The sequence below is a fragment of the Aminobacter sp. AP02 genome (genome assembly GCF_003148805.1).
Lineage (GTDB): Bacteria > Pseudomonadota > Alphaproteobacteria > Rhizobiales > Rhizobiaceae > Aminobacter.
Genome location: NZ_QGGX01000019.1, coordinates 23,906 through 40,364, shown reverse-complemented (window position 1 = coordinate 40,364; position 16,459 = coordinate 23,906). Strand labels below are relative to the sequence as shown.

At 63.0% G+C, this 16,459-nt stretch carries 16 protein-coding genes, 1 pseudogene and 1 riboswitch; of the genes and pseudogenes, 10 read left to right on the top strand and 7 right to left on the bottom strand.

The annotated features are described in order from the left end of the window. Positions 1–5 precede the first annotated feature (5 nt). Together C8K44_RS21495 and rpmB are read right to left on the bottom strand one after the other, a co-directional pair. Positions 6–689: a queuosine precursor transporter gene (locus C8K44_RS21495; protein ID WP_109577817.1), complete on the bottom strand. Its 684-nt coding sequence runs from the start codon at positions 687–689 to the stop codon at positions 6–8. Between the two features lie 122 nt (positions 690–811). After that, the gene (gene rpmB / locus C8K44_RS21490) at positions 812–1,108 is read right to left on the bottom strand and encodes a 50S ribosomal protein L28 (RefSeq protein ID WP_109577816.1); all 297 of its coding nucleotides are present in this window, start codon (positions 1,106–1,108) and stop codon (positions 812–814) included. 315 nt (positions 1,109–1,423) lie between these two features. On the opposite strand from rpmB, the gene C8K44_RS21485 reads away from it, so the two are divergent. Further along, entirely contained in the window at positions 1,424–2,146 is a 723-nt protein-coding gene (locus C8K44_RS21485; RefSeq protein ID WP_245417584.1) for a DUF3108 domain-containing protein, read from the top strand. 14 nt (positions 2,147–2,160) lie between these two features. Beyond that, complete coding sequence (locus C8K44_RS21480) at positions 2,161–3,063, top strand: EamA family transporter (protein ID WP_109577814.1); 903 nt, start codon at positions 2,161–2,163, stop codon at positions 3,061–3,063. Here C8K44_RS21480 and C8K44_RS21475 read toward each other — a convergent pair. Further along, positions 3,060–3,497, bottom strand: coding sequence for a cupin domain-containing protein (locus C8K44_RS21475; protein WP_109577813.1), 438 nt, complete (start codon positions 3,495–3,497; stop codon positions 3,060–3,062). The two genes, C8K44_RS21480 and C8K44_RS21475, sit on opposite strands and share 4 nt — an antisense overlap. A 1-nt stretch (position 3,498) precedes the next feature. After that, positions 3,499–4,266: a hydroxyacylglutathione hydrolase gene (gene gloB, locus C8K44_RS21470; RefSeq protein ID WP_109577812.1), complete on the bottom strand. Its 768-nt coding sequence runs from the start codon at positions 4,264–4,266 to the stop codon at positions 3,499–3,501. 105 nt (positions 4,267–4,371) lie between these two features. Between gloB and C8K44_RS21465 the strand changes: the two genes are divergently transcribed. From C8K44_RS21465 to C8K44_RS21445, 5 genes and pseudogenes are all read left to right on the top strand, one after another. Further along, on the top strand, positions 4,372–5,139 hold the full coding sequence (locus tag C8K44_RS21465) for a methyltransferase domain-containing protein (protein WP_109577877.1): 768 nt from the start codon (positions 4,372–4,374) through the stop codon (positions 5,137–5,139). 89 nt (positions 5,140–5,228) lie between these two features. After that, positions 5,229–6,032: a DUF1194 domain-containing protein gene (locus tag C8K44_RS21460; RefSeq protein WP_109577811.1), complete on the top strand. Its 804-nt coding sequence runs from the start codon at positions 5,229–5,231 to the stop codon at positions 6,030–6,032. A 17-nt stretch (positions 6,033–6,049) separates the two neighbouring features. After that, positions 6,050–6,471, top strand: a pseudogene (locus C8K44_RS21455) (pyridoxal-dependent decarboxylase); the annotation flags it as partial. A gap of 171 nt (positions 6,472–6,642) precedes the next feature. Further along, a complete protein-coding gene (locus tag C8K44_RS21450) occupies positions 6,643–7,548 on the top strand; it encodes a lipid kinase (RefSeq protein WP_281063007.1) in 906 nt (301 codons plus the stop codon). A gap of 130 nt (positions 7,549–7,678) precedes the next feature. Continuing rightward, positions 7,679–9,484, top strand: coding sequence for an ABC transporter ATP-binding protein/permease (locus C8K44_RS21445; RefSeq protein ID WP_109577810.1), 1,806 nt, complete (start codon positions 7,679–7,681; stop codon positions 9,482–9,484). A 19-nt stretch (positions 9,485–9,503) separates the two neighbouring features. Here C8K44_RS21445 and C8K44_RS21440 read toward each other — a convergent pair whose 3' ends face one another. Continuing rightward, a complete protein-coding gene (locus tag C8K44_RS21440; protein ID WP_109577809.1) occupies positions 9,504–11,048 on the bottom strand; it encodes an MFS transporter in 1,545 nt (514 codons plus the stop codon). A gap of 136 nt (positions 11,049–11,184) precedes the next feature. Here C8K44_RS21440 and C8K44_RS21435 point away from each other — a divergent pair, with 136 nt between their 5' ends. After that, positions 11,185–12,042 carry a LysR family transcriptional regulator gene (locus C8K44_RS21435; RefSeq protein WP_109577808.1) on the top strand — a complete coding sequence of 286 codons (858 nt, stop codon included), beginning with the start codon at positions 11,185–11,187 and terminating at the stop codon, positions 12,040–12,042. Between the two features lie 45 nt (positions 12,043–12,087). Here the strand turns inward: C8K44_RS21435 and metA are convergent, their stop codons facing one another. Further along, complete coding sequence (gene metA, locus C8K44_RS21430) at positions 12,088–13,011, bottom strand: homoserine O-succinyltransferase (RefSeq protein ID WP_109577807.1); 924 nt, start codon at positions 13,009–13,011, stop codon at positions 12,088–12,090. 50 nt (positions 13,012–13,061) lie between these two features. Beyond that, a riboswitch (SAM riboswitch) is annotated at positions 13,062–13,139 on the bottom strand. Positions 13,140–13,290: 151 nt separating this feature from the next. Between metA and hisC the strand changes: the two genes are divergently transcribed. Next, entirely contained in the window at positions 13,291–14,403 is a 1,113-nt protein-coding gene (gene hisC / locus C8K44_RS21425; protein WP_109577806.1) for a histidinol-phosphate transaminase, read from the top strand. 3 nt (positions 14,404–14,406) lie between these two features. Further along, entirely contained in the window at positions 14,407–15,342 is a 936-nt protein-coding gene (locus C8K44_RS21420) for a prephenate/arogenate dehydrogenase family protein (protein ID WP_109577805.1), read from the top strand. Positions 15,343–15,433: 91 nt separating this feature from the next. Here the strand turns inward: C8K44_RS21420 and C8K44_RS21415 are convergent, their stop codons facing one another. Further along, positions 15,434–16,432 carry a DUF2125 domain-containing protein gene (locus tag C8K44_RS21415; protein ID WP_109577804.1) on the bottom strand — a complete coding sequence of 333 codons (999 nt, stop codon included), beginning with the start codon at positions 16,430–16,432 and terminating at the stop codon, positions 15,434–15,436. Between the last annotated feature and the right edge of the window lie 27 nt (positions 16,433–16,459).

Below are 16,459 nucleotides of genomic sequence, written 5' to 3'. Positions count from 1 at the left end.
GATCGCTAGTTCGCGGCCAAGGCTGGCTGGCTCCAGCGGGCCGCGATGAGGCGATAAGGAATCAGCGCGAAAATGGCGATCAGCAGCTTCACGGTGAGATCACCCAGCGCCCAGGAAACCCAGCGCGGTGCTTCCGTCGACAGCATGCCCAGAAGTGGTGCAGCTTCGACCGCAAAAGCGTCCTCGGGACCGATGAAGGCGAAGGCGGCGGAGAAGGCGATACCAAAGAAGATCGCGGTATCGAACACCGAGCCGACGAGCGTGCCGAAGATCGGCGCGCGCCACCAGCTCTGCCGGCGCAGCCAGTTGAACACGGTGACATCGAGCAGCTGAGCGGTCAGGAAGGCGGCACCGGAGGCGGCGGCTATGCGCGCCAGACGGTCTGCTGCGGTGTCGAAGGGAATGAGGCCGTAGCGGAACAGAAGCGGCGGCGCGACGATCGAGCAGATGACCGCCGTCATGAAGCCGACAAAGACGATCCGCCGCGCCATCTTCGGCCCGTAGCGGCGATTGGCGAGGTCGGTGACCAGGAATGAGAAGGGGTAGGTGAAGGCGCCCCACGTCAGGATATCGGCAAGCGCCAGAGATCCGACCTGTCCCTGCATCGGGAACTGGACGAGAATGTTTGACGCCAGGACGACAAGTGCCATGGCAACCACGAAAGGCAGATAACGTGAACCGGAGTTCATTTTTTTATCCTGGGTAATGGAACCAGCTCGACGGGCAAAGCCCGGGCGGATTGGTCGGAGCCCCCATCGTCCTTGCGGCCGTCAGAGGCTCCAGGCGGTCGTCCCCCGCCTTGATTCGTCGATTAGGCTGCGGCCTGCTCAGCGGTCTTCTTGGCGATCTGCTTCTTGAGCAGACGAGCGCGCTGCGACAGCTCTTCAGCGTCGGCCTTGATCAGGAAGGCGTCGAGGCCACCGCGATGCTCGACCGTACGCAGGGCGTTGGCCGAAATGCGCAGGCGAACGTTCTGGTTCAGCGCCTCGGAGATGAGCGTGACGTTGACCAGGTTCGGCAGGAAGCGACGACGGGTCTTGTTGTTGGCGTGGCTCACATTGTTGCCGGTCATGACGGCTTTGCCGGTGAGTTCGCAAGCGCGGGACATGTTACTTACCTTCAGTTCTGGCGGACCAAGCGACGATAACGCACCAATTAAGGAATGGCGCGCGGTCTCAGTCAGGCGGCCTCATGGAAAAAGTTGGCGTTCCATAGTTGTATTTGGCTGACGCGTCAAGCGTCCCGGTCGTTTCAGGGTGTTGTCCCCAACTCCACAGAATGGCCGGAATTGCTTCTATAACCGATTGCGAGGGATGCGAACAGCCGGAAGCCAGCTTCCGCTGGAGATGAGGTGTTGCTATCAATGCGCCGCTCTGGGTTTGTCTTCCTCGCACTTGCTGTCGTCCTGTCGCCGTCGCAGGTGATGGCCGCCGGCAAGTCGTTTCGTGGCGACTATTCGCTATCCTTCCTGGGCATACCCGTTGCCAAGGCAACTTTCGAAAGCAGCTATGACGGCAATTCCTATGCCGTGAACGGCACCGTGACCAGTGCGGGGCTGGCCGCTTTCTTCGACGACACGCGCGGCACGATCTCGACACGCGGGCGCCTGGGCGATGGCCGCATGCAGCCAAGCGCCTTTCGCGCCGACTATGTCTCGGGCAAGAAGGAATCGCTGGTCGATATCAGGTTTGCCGGCGACCGGGTTACCAGCAGCAAGGTCGTGCCGGCGCCCAAGAAGCGTGGCAAGACCTGGATCCCGCTTGGCGCCGGCGATCTTCGCGGGGTTGCCGATCCGATCGCTGCCACCATCATCCGCGCGCCCAGCCTCGACAAGGTCTGCGGCCGCACGGTGAAGATGTATGACGGCGAGATGCGCGTCGACCTCAAGCTTACGGCAGTCTCGACACGTGAAATGTCGGTTCCCGGATTCAAGGGCCAGACGGTCACCTGTCGCATGGGCTTTCAGCCTGTGTCGGGTTATCGCACGGACAAGCGGGCGCTGACCTATCTCAGGGACCGCAGCCGGATCATGGTGACGTTTGCGCCTGTCGGCGAAACCGGGGTATACGCGCCCATCCACGCCACCATCGGCACGGAGATCGGCACGATCACCGTCAAGGCCAGGCGTTTCGAGGCGACTGATTAGACCGGGAGGGGTGAGTGGGGCGCGCGACTTTGATTGGATTTTCGGCGGTCGCCATGTGGGCGCTGCTGGCGCTGCTCACCGATGCGTCAGGTTCGGTGCCGCCGTTCCTGCTTTCGGCCATCACCTTCGCCATCGGCACCTGCGTCGGGCTTGTTGCCAGGCTGTTCATGGCCAAGCCGGAGAAGTCCGAGAAGATCCCGCCGCAGGTCTGGGTCATCGGCATCGCCGGCCTGTTTGGCTACCACTTCTTCTATTTCACCGCACTGCGTAACTCCCCGGCCGTCGAGGCCAGCCTGATTGCCTATCTCTGGCCGCTGTTCATTGTGCTGGGCTCCGCCCTGATGCCGGGCGAGCGGCTGCGCTGGAACCACATCGCGGGCGCTTTGCTCGGGCTCGCCGGCACCTTCCTAATCGTCACCAAGGGTGGCGGACTGGCTTTCGATCCGCGCTACGCATTCGGCTACGCCATGGCCTTCGTCTGCGCCTTCCTGTGGTCGGGCTATTCGCTTTTGTCGCGCCGCTTTCCATCGGTGCCGACGACCATCGTCACCTGGTTCTGCCTGGCGACGTCGATCCTGTCGTTCGCCTGCCATCTGGCGCTCGAAGAGACGGTGCTGCCGGCCAATGCCGGTCAATGGCTTGCCGTGCTTGGCCTCGGCCTGATGCCGGTGGGCGCGGCCTTCTACGCCTGGGACATCGGCGTCAAGCGCGGCAACATCCAGGTGCTGGGGGCGGCAAGCTACGCCGCGCCGCTGCTGTCGACGCTGGTGCTGATCGTTGCCGGTTTCGCCGAGCCGAGCCTGCGCATCGTCGCGGCTTGCGTGCTGATCACCGGCGGTGCGGTGCTTGCGGCGAAGTCGTTGATCTTTGGCGAGCGCAACGACAATCGTCCCGCCACCGACGGGGCGGGTGCTTAGGCCACCTTTGGCTCCCAACCCGGTTCGGCCAGTTCGAACTTTTCGAATTCGAAGCCGGGCGATACGGTGCAGCCGACGAGCGTCCAGTCGCCCAGGCTGCGCGCCGTCTGCCACCAGCCTGCCGGGACCACGCATTGCGGCTGCTCGCCGGCGGCGAGGTTGATGCCGAGCGTGTAGGCGATGACGCCGCCACCTTCCTGATGCAGCTTGAGTTCGATCGGCGCGCCGGCATGGAAGTGCCAGACTTCGGACGCGTCCCTGACGCGGTGCCAGTGCGACACGTCGTTATGTTCAAGCAGGAAGTAGATCGCCGTGGAATTGCCACGCGCACCGTGCGGGCCGCCATATGGATTGTCGCGAAAGGTCTCCGTATACCAGCCGCCTTCGGGGTGGCGGCGCATACCGAGCATGGCAATGATTTCGGCTGCGTACATGTCAGAAGTTGTCCTTGCGCTTGCGGATTTCGGCGAACACTTCGCTATCGGTGGCCTTTTCCATGCCGAGATGCCTCCTGATCGCCGGGTCAGCCCAGCGCAGGAACGGATTTGTGGCCAATTCCTCGCCGATCGTCGTCGGCAATGTCGGTTTGCCGTCCGACCGCAGCGCGTCGATCTTTTCGGCGCGAGCGCGCAATGCCGCATTGTCAGGATCGATGGTCAGCGCAAAGCGCGCATTGGACTGCGTGTATTCATGCCCGCAATAGACCACCGTTTCTGGCGGCAGGGCGGCGAGCTTCTTCAGCGACTCGAACATCACCGGTGCCGGGCGCTCGAACAGCCGGCCGCAACCCAGCGCAAACAGCGTGTCGGCCGTGAACGCGATCTTCGATCTGGGCAGGTGATAGCAGACATGACCGGCGGTGTGGCCGGGCGTCGAAATCACCTCGATGGTCTCGTTGCCAAAGGGGATGACCGATCCCTCCTCGACGGTGTCGTCGATGCCGGGGATCTTGTCGCGCTCGGCTTCGGGGCCGACGATACGCAGCTTGAAGCGCTGCTTCAGCGCCAGATTGCCCTCGACGTGGTCGCCATGATGGTGCGTCGTCAGGATCATCGACGGCGTCCAGCCGCTACCTTCGATCGCCGACAGGATCGGGCCTTCCTCGGGAGCATCGATGATCGCCGTCTCGCCGGTTTCGCGGTCGTGCAGCAACGCGCCGAAATTATCGGTGCGGCACATGAAAAGCTTGGTCTCGACTGGCATGGCAAAACTCCGTTCCGTCGCGAACGATAGGGCGCGCTTTCCCCCCTGTCACCTCAATTGGCGGCAGTCGTTGAAGTCGTCGTTGCGGGCGTCTACCTTCACGCCATGAATTCCGACATCGTCGACCTTCGCTCATTTTATTCGACACCGCTTGGCCGCCTGGCCGAGCAATCGATCACCATGGGGCTGTCGTCGGTCTGGGCAGGCCTGCCCAACGAGCGCTTGGTCGGTCTCGGCTACACGTTGCCCTGGCTCGACCGTTTCGGGTCAGACGCCGAGCGGGTCTTTGCTTTCATGCCGGCGACGCAAGGCGCGGTCGTGTGGCCGATGCAAGGGCCGTCGGCGACCGCTCTCGTCTTCGACGAGGAGCTGCCGCTTGTCGATTCGTCCATCGACCGGGTGCTGCTCGTCCATTCGCTCGAACATGCCGAGAGCCCGCGCGAGACCCTGAAGGAAATCTGGCGCGTGCTTTCGCCCGCCGGCCGCATCGTCATCGTTGTGCCCAACCGGCGGGGCGTGTGGGCGCGTTTCGAACACACGCCGTTCGGCACTGGCAGGCCGTTTTCTTCCGGCCAGCTCAACGAGCTGCTGCGCGAGGCCAATTTTACCGTCTCGGCATGGTCCGACGCGCTGCATTTCCCGCCGTCGCGGCGCAAATGGATGATGCGCTTCGACCATCTGTTCGAACGCGCCGGCCGCCGGTTGTGGCCTATCTTCTCCGGCGTCATCGTCGTCGAGGCGCAGAAGCGCGTCTATCAGGGCATTCCAGTGGCGCAGCGAGCCTCGCGCCGCGTCTTCGTGCCGGTGCTCACGCCGAGCGGCGCTACGCGCGGATTTCCCGCGCTCAGGCGCGGCGACAAGGGTGGTGGCTGATCGGCAGCTCACGAAGGGGTGAAGCTTGCCCACTTCCATTTGGACGCCTTTGCCGCGACACTCGGCCCATCAACTAGGGTTGTCAGGCGATGCTTGGAGCACTGGCAATTGTCATGTGCATGGGCTGCGAGTTGCCCAGCCCTGCTGTCGTGCCCGCAGCCGGTCTGGCCGTCGATGTCGAGCTGGTGCTTGCGGTCGATGTTTCGCGCTCGATGGATCTGGAGGAATTCACCCTCCAGCGTGCCGGCTACGTCGAAGCTCTACGGCATCCCGATTTCATCGATGCGGTGCTTTCCGGCCAAAATCATCGCGTTGCCATCACCTATTTCGAATGGGCGGGAACGGTGCGCGAAGAATCGGTTGTGCCATGGCAGATCATCGACAGTGCGGAGAGCGCGGCTGCCTTCGCCGAAAGGCTTGAGGCGCGACCTTTCAGCGGATTTCGCGGCACCTCGATCTCGGGTGCCGTGATATATGGCGCGGGGCTGTTCGACCGCAACAATGCCGATAGCTGGCGCCGCGTCATCGATGTCTCCGGCGACGGTCCGAACAATTTCGGCACCCCCGTTACGCGTGCGCGAGATGCCGCCGTGGGAAGGGGCATCGTCATCAACGGGCTGCCGATTCTTATCAGGCCTTCTCGTACGGCGGGTCAGCTGGATCGATATTATGCGGAGTGCGTCACTGGTGGACCCGGTTCGTTCGTCCTGCCGATCCGAGCGGCGTCGGAGTTCGCCACGGCGATCAGGCGCAAGCTTGTCCTCGAAGTCAGTGGCGGAACTGACATTCCGGCAATCGTGAAGGCGGATGCCACAGCTCCTGTCGATTGCATGGCCGGCGAGCGTGACCGGCGTATCTACTCCGATCCTTACTTCCCCGAACTCGACAGATAGCACTGCCTTCGTCAGTGGAAGGCGAGCGTGATCCAAGCCATTTCGTGCCCCAATTGTCGCGGCGCCCACGCGGCTTCGCCACCTGGGCGATCATCCGCCATCTCGGCCGTGAGGGAGTTGCTGCAATGGTCGAGCGGCATTGCCGGGGGCGCGCCTGATCGCCGACCGGCTCCGCAGCGAAAATGCGATCGCAGTGCTGAACGACGTCGTGCTCAACCAGGTGGTCGTGCGTTTCGGCGCAGATGAAACCGCCGAGCGCGGCGACGAACTGACCAGGGCGGCCATCGCGCGCATCCAGCTTGATGGCGCTGTCTTCGCCGGCGGCGCCAAATGGCGCGGTCGCGAGGTGATGCGTATTTCGGTCATCTCGTGGCTGACTGATGAAGCTGCGGGCGTGGCCGCCGCGGATGCCATCGTCGCCAGTTGGCGTGCAGTTCAAGGGGCACCTAGCCCTTGGTTTTGCTGTAATGTTCGGGCCGATCACTTTCGGTTGTCCGGAGCCTTATTCGAGCTGCGGCCTTCAAATCTGCAAGAACCCGTCTTAAATGCGTCGGCAGGAACGAGATCCGCTTCCTCGACAACAACAGGAATTCTTCACCTGACCGACGTCATCCACCAAAAACGCGCTGTCCAGCACTCAAAAGGCAAGCGCGCGATGCTGATCGTCAATCCGCGCGCGCGCCGTGGCGGCGGGTCGATCGACGCCGCCAGGCAGGTGCTTGTCGATGCCGGGCTCGAGATCGAAGAGATGGCGACCAGCAAGGACGAGAACGCCTCCGAGCTGATTTCACGCCATGCCGATCATTTCGACATAGCGATCGTCGGCGGCGGCGACGGAACGCTCAACAATGCGGCGGCCGGGCTTGCCCATACGGGTCTGACGCTTGGCGTCTTGCCCCTGGGCACCGCCAATGATTTCGCCCGCACAATGGGCATTGCGCCGGACCCGGTCAAAGCGGCCGAGATCATCGCCGCCGGCCACCAGACGACAGTCGATCTCGGCGAGGTCAACGGCCATCTCTTCTTCAACGTCGCCAGCATCGGTTTCAGCGCGGAACTCGCGGGCGAGCTAACCGAGCACGCCAAGAAGCGCTGGGGCACGCTCGGCTACGGCATTGTTGCGGCGCGGCTTTTGATGCGTTCGCGGCTGTTTACGGCCTATGTCGACCATGACGACACGACCGAAGAAATCCACACGATGCAGGTCTCGGTCGGCAACGGCCGCCACTATGGCGGCGGCATGACCGTGGAGGAAACGGCCACTGCCGACGACGGCTGGCTCGATTTCTACAGCCTGGAGGTCGATCACTGGTGGCGGCTGCTTCGCCTGCTGCCCAGCCTGCGCAAGGGCACGCAAGGCCAGTGGGACGATGTTCGCGCCTTCAAGACCACCGAAGTGACCATCCGCACCAAGCGCCCGCGCCCGGTCAACACTGACGGCGAGCTGGTCACCTGGACACCGGCGCATTTCCGTATCCGGCCGAAATCGGTGCGCGTTTTCGCGCCCAGGACCTGACGCTAAGCTTGACCGGTTAGCGCCCCGGCTTCGCTCACGGCCTTTCTCAACGAACGCTGATACGTAGCTGTCGTTGAATGGCACTATGGACGCCTCGATTCGAGCGGAGCGGGCCAGTCGGAGGAAGCGCATGCCAGGCAAATCTTTCACCCAAGCCAATCGCGAGCCTCTGGCGCCTGATTTCGACGGTGGGTTTTTCAATCATCTGAAGATGGCACGGCAGGCGCTGGCGTCTTCGCCGGTGCGCAAGACGCTGACCTGGCTTAGTTTGTCGATCCTGGGCGTCATCATTGCCACCTCGGCTGGGCAGATCGTGCTCAACCGCTGGAACAAGCCGTTCTACGACGCGCTGGAAAGGCGAGACCTTGCCGCCTTCCTGGACCAGTTGATGATCTTTGCGGTGATCGCTGGCTGCCTTCTGGTGCTGAATGTCGGCCAGCAATGGCTCAACCAGATGATCCGGCTCAAGCTGCGCGAGGGCCTGACGCTCGATCTGATCACCGAGTGGCTGCGCCCGGGGCGTGCCTTCCGGCTTGCCAATGCCGGTGCTGTCGGGGTCAATCCGGACCAGCGCATGCAGCAGGATGCCGGTCACCTTGCGGACCTGACCACCGATCTGGGCATCGGCCTGCTGCAGGCCTCGATCCTTCTCGTCTCCTTCGTCGGCGTCTTGTGGAGCCTGTCGTCTGGCTTCGTCTTTCATGTCGGCGAAAGCTCGTTCAGCATCCCCGGGTACATGGTCTGGGCCGCCATCATCTATGCCGGCTCGGCCTCGTTCCTGAGCTGGCTTGTTGGCCGGCCGCTGATCACCCAGAACTCCGACCGCTACTCGCGCGAGGCGGAACTGCGTTTTTCCATGGTCCGCATCAACCAGAACATCGATGCGATCTCGCTGGCCCGGGGCGAAGCCGACGAAAGGCGGCGGTTGGAGCTGGACCTCGCGAGCGTCTTGGCCGCGCTGCGGCGCATCTTCGCCACCCAGATCAACCTTGCCTGGGTCACCGACGGTTATGGCTGGTTCACGGTAGTCGCGCCGATACTGGTTGCGGCGCCGGTCTATTTCGCCGGCGATCTCAGCTTCGGTGGGCTGATGATGGCGGTCAGCGCCTTCAATCAGGTCCACGCCTCGTTGCGCTGGTTCATCAACAATGTCGGTGCCATTGCCGACTGGCGCGCGACCCTGATGCGGGTTGGCATGATCCGCAGCGTGCTGGTGGCCGCCGACGTGCTGCACGACAAGGAGGACCGCATCGCCTTCGGCGAAAGCAGTGACGGCAGTCTCGCCTTCGACAATCTGGAGATCGTTTCGCCCAGCGGCTGCACCAGGCTCTCGGAGCCGCATCTCAGGGTCAAGCCAGGCGAACGCGTGCTCGTCGTCGGCGAGGCAGGTGCCGGCAAGACCTTGCTGTTCCGTGCCTTGGCGGGGCTGTGGCCGTGGGGTAAGGGCCGCATCGAACTTCCGGGCGGCAAGCAGGTCGCCTTCCTGCCGCGCGCGTCCTACGTGCCACCCGGCACGCTGCGCGATGTGCTGTGCTACCCCTCGGCTGACCGGCAATTTGCCGAGGCTGAATTCGCCGAAGCACTTCAGGCTGTCGGGTTGGAGCGCCTGACGGGATCGCTCGACCGTGTCGCATCATGGAGCGAGGAGCTGAATACCGACGAGTTGCGGCTTGTCGCATTCGCCAGGCTTCGCCTGCACCGGCCCGACTGGGTGATCATCGACGAGGCGTTCGACACGATCGATGCGGCAGCGCACGAGCGTGTCAGGGCAATGTTCGAAGGCGAACTCGCCGACACCGGCGTCATCTATTTCGGTCCGGCCCGGCAGAGTGGCGGCCTGTTCGACAGGACTGTCCATCTCGCCAAGGACAAGCGTGGGCCGGCGCTCAAGAAGATACGCCTTGAAGGAAGGACGCGGGCCGCGGCCGATGCCTGACGCGGCCCGGTTCGTCGCACTAGGTGGCCGAGGCTTCCGGGCAGCGTTCGGAAGCGCCGGTCGCCTTGCTTGGCCCAAAAATCGCGAAGCTGATGGCAGCGAGGATCCAGACGCCGATGCCGCCATAGAGTGCCGTCCAGCCAAAGCCGTTGACCAGTGCCGCGTGAGCGAGGGCGGCAGGCACGTCCAGGGCGGATGGTGCGCTTTCGGGCGAAACCGCGCCGCCTGCGGCGATGAGTTCCGCCAGCGCCCGCAACTGCCCGGCGTTGGTCGCTTCAGGAAGCGCGTCTGTCAACGTGTAGAGAATGCCTTCGACTAGAACAAAACCCATCACAGCGATGTTGACCGCGAGCGTGATCAGGCGCGCGCTGGCATCGATGCCCGAAGCCATGCCGGCGCGGTTCGCCGACACCGATCCGGTGGTCATGTTGGTGGCAGGCGTGGTCGTCAGGCCAAGGCCTATGCCGGAGATCAAGGCGCCGGCGAGCACGACTGCTCCGGTCGCCTGCTCCAGGCCGCTGCCGAACCACATCACAATGAAGCCGAGACCGATAGTGAACAGGCCAAGCGGGATGATGGTGCGGGCGCTTGTGCGCAATAGCAGATATTGGGCGACCGGGGGCATCACCAGGAATGGAACTGTGTAGGCGAGCAGTGCGAGCCCCGTGGTCGTGCTGTCATAGCCAAGTCCGACGGTAAGATAGATCGGCAGGTAGATCATCAGCGGCCAGTAGCTGAAGTTCATACCGATGCAGCCGACGATCGCGCCGGAAAAATCACGGATCCTGAACACCGAGAAATCGAACATCGGGTGAGCGTGAAAGCGCTCGACCAGGATGAACGCGACGAAGCCGATGATGGTGACGGCGGCAATAGCGAGAGCGGTCGGGCTCATGAAGCCAACATCGGCACCTTGGGTAATGTAGTAGGTCAGCCCGAAGACCGCGACACTTAGAGTGACGATGCCTGGAATATCCAGTTTCTTGGCCTGCGGGTCGTTCGACTCTTCCACGCTGCTGTAGGTGAGTGCGAGGCACAGCAGCGCCAGCGGCGCATGCACGAGGAATACCCACTGCCATGTCGACAGGGCAACGATCACGCCGCCGATCACCGGCCCGAAGCCCAGGCCTATGCCGGACACGACACCCCAGATGGCAAACGCCCTGCTGCGTGCCTTCACGTCCTGGAACTGGTGCGAGAGGATGGCGATCGAACAGATGAACATCGCGCCGCCGGCCAAGCCCTGCAGGAAGCGGCTGATGATCAGTGTCTGCGTGTTGGGGGCGAGCCCGCACATCAGCGACGTTGCGCCGAAAGCGGTGACAGTGATGGCAAACACCAGCCGTCGTCCGAAACGGTCGGCAAGCGTACCCGTCGCCATCAACACCGTCGTGCAGGCGATGGTGTAGGCGTTCATGATCCACTGCATGTCCTTGAAGTCGGCCTGCAGCACATGCTCGAGCGTCGGCACGATCACCGGTACGCTCGATATCTCAAGACCGAACATCAGTGCGGACAGACAGATCGCGCCCAGCGCCAGATTGTCTCTGCTGATCAGGTTCATGCCATACCTCTGGCCGGCGGCAGAGACTCGGGTGCCTTGCCGTTACGTTGCTTTGAGCAATCGAGATAGGTGAAGCTTGAACATATCGAAATGGCATGTATTTCTATTTCAGTGATAACAACTTGGAATAGATGCGATGCTGTGGCTCGATGCTGAAGCGGTGCGGAACTTTGTCATGGTGGCGGAACTGCAAAGTTTCACCCGCGCTGCCGACGCCATGGGTTCGACGCAGGCGGCGGTCAGCATCAAGCTGAAGCGCCTTGAGGAGCGGGTTGGCCGCAAGCTGATCGAACGCACGCCCCGGCGCGTGCGGTTGTCTGCCGAGGGCGCGTTGTTCATCGATTCGGCGCGTGCGTTCCTGGCCGCCCATGACAATGCGGTTGCCGGCCTGTCATGCGGGACGCGTCGTTTTGCGCTGGGCATTGCCGGACATGTCGCCGGGCCGGAGGTGACGACCTTGCTGGCGCGGCTCAACCAGCACGATCCGGCGCTGACCATCGAGGTCCAGGTCGACAATTCGAGCAACCTTCTCGACGCTTTCGACCGCGGCAAGCTGGATGCGGCGATCGTCAGGCGCGAGGATGACCGCCGCGATGGCGAGGTGCTGGGGCCGGAGCATTTTGGTTGGTTTGCGACGCCCGATTTCCACCACCGCCCGGGCGAGCCGATCCGGCTGGCGACGCTGTCGCGGGCCTGTGGCGTGCGCGACGTGGCCACGCGCACGCTCGACGATGCCGGTATTCCTTGGGTCGAGGTGTTCGTCGGCGGCGGCTCGTCGCTGGTCACGGCAGGCGTCGCAGCCGGGCTTGCGACATCCGTCTTTCCCAACAGGCTGGCGCCGCCCGGCACCCTTGAGATCAGCCGCAAGTTTGGCCTTCCGGCGGTGCCGTCGTCGGAAATCGTGCTGCATACGACGCTGACCGACCGCCGGTCTCGCGAGGCGCTGCGGATACTCGCATGCGCCTTCCGCGAACACCGGGCGAATGCGGGGTAGGGCAACAGATCGCGCCCGGATGCCGAGCGCGATCGAGACGACCGTCTAGCGATCCTTGCCGATATTCTCCAGATCGTATGCCGTCGTCTGGTAGACCCGGTTGATCCAGTTGCCGAAAAGCAGATGCGCGTGCGAGCGCCAGCGGTTGAGCGGCCGGCGCTTCGGATCGTCGTCGGGGTAGTATTCATGCGGCACGGCGATGGTCACGCCGGCGGCCACGTCGCGGTCGTACTCTTCCTTGAGCGAGGTTGAGTCGTATTCGATGTGGTTGAACATGTAGAGCCGGTTGCCGGCGTCCTCGGAGAGCAGGCTCGGGCCGGTCTCCTCGGACTCCATCAGCAACTCCAGGCCGGAGCCCTCGGGAATGTCCTGGGCGCGAACCTCCGTCCAGCGTGACACCGGAATGGCAAAATCGTCCGAGAAGCCGGCGAGGTAGGGGGAGGCGGGCGCGTTGTTGTTGTGGCGGAAGACGCCGAAGGCCTTCTGCTCCAGGGTGTGTTTGGGCACGCCATGGAAATGCCATGCAGCCGCCATCGCTCCCCAGCAGATGAAGAACGGCGAGTGCACGTGGGTGGTGGTCCAATCCATGATCTGCTTGAGTTCGTCCCAGTAGGTCACCTCCTCGAACGGCAGCAGTTCCACTGGCGCGCCGGTGATGATGAAACCGTCGAACTTGCGGTTCTTCACCTCCTCCCAGGTCTGGTAGAAGGCAATGAGATGGTCCTCGGACGTATTCTTGGCCTTGTGGGTGCCGATGCGCACCAGCGTCAGTTCCACCTGCAGCGGGCTGGCACCGATCAGGCGGGCGATCTGGGTCTCAGTCCGCACCTTGTTTGGCATGAGGTTGAGCAGGCCGATCTGCAGCGGACGGATGTCCTGGCGCAGCGCTGTCTGCTCGTCCATGACGGAGACGCCCTCTTTCACCAGTACTTCGCGGGCGGGGAGTTGATCCGGAATCTTGATTGGCACTGTGCGAACTCCAAAAAACAAAAACCGGCATTGCTGTCGCAAAGCCGGTTTACGGATCGCAAACGGCCCTTTAGCGACTTGTTTAACGTGGCTGCAAGCCGACCGGCCAAATCACCACGGATCGATGCTTGCTATTACGCCCGGTGGCCGATTGCGTCAACTGCGACCCAAATAGGGCGCCAGAGCTGCCACAATTGCCGGTTTTTCTCGACATTCTGTGCCTCGGGCGGTATTCCCGCTGCGACCTCCGGCCGGAGGCGCCAATCCAGGATTTTCGACATGACCAAGGCACCTGAACAGATTCGGCCCGAACCCCGCGCGGGCATCATGGAAATCGCAGCCTACGTGCCCGGCAAGAGCACAGCCGGCGCTGGTGTCACCAAGGTCCATAAGCTCTCGTCGAACGAAAATCCGCTGGGTGCGTCGCCCCATGCGATCGAGGCCGTGAAAGCACTAGCCGGCAAGATGGAGTTCTATCCCGACGGATCGTCGTCGCGCCTGCGCCAGGCGATTGCCGCCGTGCACGGACTGAACCCCGCAAACATCCTGTGCTCCAACGGCTCCGACGAACTGATCGGCCTGCTTGCGCAGAGCTACCTCTCGCCGGGCGACGAGGCCGTGTACACGGAACACGGCTTCATGGTCTACAAGATCTACACCCAGGCCGCCGGTGCCACGCCGGTCGTTGCCAGGGAGACTGGCGAGAAGGCCGACGTCGACAACATCATCGCGGCAGTGACGCCCAAGACGAAGATCGTTTTCCTGGCCAATCCGAACAATCCGACCGGCACCTACCTGCCGTTCGAGGAAGTGCGCCGCTTGCACGCGGCACTGCCTAGGAACGTGCTTCTCGTGCTTGACGGGGCCTATGCGGAATATGTCCGCCGCAACGACTACGAGTCGGGTGTCGAACTGGTGGCTGGCAACGAAAACGTCGTCATGACGCGCACTTTCTCCAAGATCCACGGTCTCGGTGGCATGCGCATCGGCTGGATCTATGCGCCGGCGCACGTCATCGACGTGCTCGAACGCATGCGCGGCCCCTTCAACGTCAATGCCGCGGCGATCGAGGCAGGTGTTGCAGCCATGCAGGACCGGGCCCATGTCGAGCGTACGGTGGCCCACAACGCCCAGTGGTCCGAATGGCTGATCGAACAGTTCACCGCCCTTGGCCTCCGTGTCACGCCGAGCGTCGGCAACTTCCTGCTCATCCACTTCACCGACGATACCAGGCACGGTGCCGCCGCTGCTGACGACTATCTCAGCGCGCGGGGCTATATCCTGCGCAGGGTCGCCGGCTACGGCTTCCCCAACGCGCTGCGCATGACCATCGGCACCGAAGAGGCCAATCGCGGCGTGATTGCCGCACTCACAGAATTCCTGAAAAGTTGAACCATGTCCGATCCTCTTTTTGAAAAGATCGCCCTCATCGGCATCGGCCTGATAGGGTCCTCGCTTGCCCGGGTCATCCGGCGCGAGGGCCTGGCCCGACACATCGCCATTTCCACCCGCAGCGCTCCTACGCTCGCCCGCGCCGAGGAACTCGGCCTCGGCGACAGCTATTCGACCGACGCCAAGGCTGCGGTGAAGGATGCCGACCTTGTCATCGTCTCGGTACCGGTCGGCTCGTCAGGCGCCGTTGCCAGCGACATCGCTTCGGCGCTCAAGCCGGGCGCGATCCTCACCGATGTCGGTTCGACCAAGGCCTCGGTCATCGCTCAGATGCAGCCATTCGTGCCGCAGGGGGTCCATTTCATCCCCGGCCATCCGCTTGCAGGTACCGAAAAGTCAGGTCCAGACGCGGGCTTCGCCGACCTGTTCGAAAACCGTTGGTGCATCTTCACGCCGCTGCCGGATACTGATCCGGTGGCATTGGAGAAACTGTCGGAGTTCTGGCGCCGCTGCGGTTCCAACATCGACACGATGGACCCCGAGCATCACGACATGACGCTCGCGATCGTGTCTCACCTGCCGCACATCATCGCCTACAACATCGTTGGCACCGCCGACGATCTCGAAGCGGTGACCAAGTCGGAAGTCATCAAGTACTCGGCTTCCGGTTTCCGCGATTTCACGCGCCTGGCGGCGTCGGACCCGACCATGTGGCGCGACGTTTGCCTGCACAACAAGGACGCGATCCTTGAAATGCTGGCGCGCTTCTCGGAGGATCTCGCCTCGCTGCAGCGGGCGATCCGCTGGGGCGACGGCGACAAGCTGTTCGACATGTTCACGCGAACCCGCGCCATCCGCCGGTCGATCATCGAGGCCGGCCAGGAAGTCGATGTGCCGAACTTCGGACGTGAGGCCATCGAGCATCCGGCGAAGAGTTAAGGCAGGAGGGGAATAGGGCAATAGGGCAGTAATGTTTGCCGCACTGGCGCTTTCCTGCTGCCTTACTGCCCCAATGCCCTATTCCCCTAACTCACTTTACCGCCGGCACCATCCCAAGCGAAATGAAGCCAAGCGTGGCGTGGCCCTTGGCGATCTTCAGCGGCAAGGTTGGGGCATCACCAAATAAGGCCAGGCCGGCAAACGCCGACCCTATCTGCTGACGCTGCTCGGGGATGATCTCGGACAGGATTCGCGACAATTCGCGAGGGTTTTGAATCGTCACTTTCAAATCGGCGTCGACGAGCCCGTCTGTATCGATCGACCATGGCCCGCTGAGTGCCACGCCGGAGCTGCCGCCTGACGTCAATGTCATCGATCGGATCGTACCTGACTGGCCGCGCAAGACAGGCTGTCTGCTTTTTACGAGGTCGACGCCATTGTTGAGCGTCGTGTCGGCGCTGCCGTCGAGCTTGGGCAGCGAGCGGCCGTCCGTCACCTGCGGGTCGATGGCGAGCCCGGTGAAAGTGCCGGCAAGGTCGACATTGGCGCCATTGGGGCGCAGATGCATCTGCGTTTCCTCGGCGGTGAACAGCGGTGTCGGCGCGCCGTCGCTGAAGGCGGCCTGGCCGGAGAGCTTGCGCGTTTCCACTGAAAGCCGTTCGGGCAATGGGTTGGCGATGCGGGCGCTGGCGTGCATGAGCTCCCAGTCGAGCTGAAGCTGGGGCATGTCGGGTGCGGTCACGCGCAGCGGCCCGTCGAGTTCGAGCACCGTGCGCATCGGCTGGTAGACTTGGGCTGCGGTACGCAGGTTGCCGGCGCTGGCGGAAATCCTGCGGGCAGCATCCTCATACTCCAGCCTGTCGCAGAACAGGCCGATGCGGAAGGGAAACCCCCTGACGGTGGAGTTCACGCATTCGACCGAGACGCCGTCGCGGTTCAAGCCGGCGATCGTCTTGCGCACCTCGTTCTCGGCCTTTCCGGCAAACCAGAACCAGGCCGCGCTGTAGCCGCCGAATAAAACTACGATGAAAATTGCGAGCCACAGGAAGCGGCGGCTGTAACTCGGTTTCGGTTCGTGGCTTGACGTCATGCTCGGGCTCTCGTTAACGCGGGAAAC

What these genes read in the sequence shown, in the direction of transcription:
- C8K44_RS21495 (WP_109577817.1), bottom strand. Translation starts at nt 689, where the DNA reads ATGAACTCCGGTTCACGTTATCTGCCTTTCGTGGTTGCCATGGCACTT.
- rpmB (WP_109577816.1), bottom strand. Translation starts at nt 1,108, where the DNA reads ATGTCCCGCGCTTGCGAACTCACCGGCAAAGCCGTCATGACCGGCAAC.
- C8K44_RS21485 (WP_245417584.1), top strand. Translation starts at nt 1,424, where the DNA reads ATGGCCGCCGGCAAGTCGTTTCGTGGCGACTATTCGCTATCCTTCCTG.
- C8K44_RS21475 (WP_109577813.1), bottom strand. Translation starts at nt 3,497, where the DNA reads ATGTACGCAGCCGAAATCATTGCCATGCTCGGTATGCGCCGCCACCCC.
- gloB (WP_109577812.1), bottom strand. Translation starts at nt 4,266, where the DNA reads ATGCCAGTCGAGACCAAGCTTTTCATGTGCCGCACCGATAATTTCGGC.
- C8K44_RS21465 (WP_109577877.1), top strand. Translation starts at nt 4,372, where the DNA reads ATGAATTCCGACATCGTCGACCTTCGCTCATTTTATTCGACACCGCTT.
- C8K44_RS21460 (WP_109577811.1), top strand. Translation starts at nt 5,229, where the DNA reads ATGCTTGGAGCACTGGCAATTGTCATGTGCATGGGCTGCGAGTTGCCC.
- C8K44_RS21445 (WP_109577810.1), top strand. Translation starts at nt 7,679, where the DNA reads ATGCCAGGCAAATCTTTCACCCAAGCCAATCGCGAGCCTCTGGCGCCT.
- C8K44_RS21440 (WP_109577809.1), bottom strand. Translation starts at nt 11,048, where the DNA reads ATGAACCTGATCAGCAGAGACAATCTGGCGCTGGGCGCGATCTGTCTG.
- C8K44_RS21435 (WP_109577808.1), top strand. Translation starts at nt 11,185, where the DNA reads ATGCTGTGGCTCGATGCTGAAGCGGTGCGGAACTTTGTCATGGTGGCG.
- hisC (WP_109577806.1), top strand. Translation starts at nt 13,291, where the DNA reads ATGACCAAGGCACCTGAACAGATTCGGCCCGAACCCCGCGCGGGCATC.
- C8K44_RS21420 (WP_109577805.1), top strand. Translation starts at nt 14,407, where the DNA reads ATGTCCGATCCTCTTTTTGAAAAGATCGCCCTCATCGGCATCGGCCTG.
- C8K44_RS21415 (WP_109577804.1), bottom strand. Translation starts at nt 16,432, where the DNA reads ATGACGTCAAGCCACGAACCGAAACCGAGTTACAGCCGCCGCTTCCTG.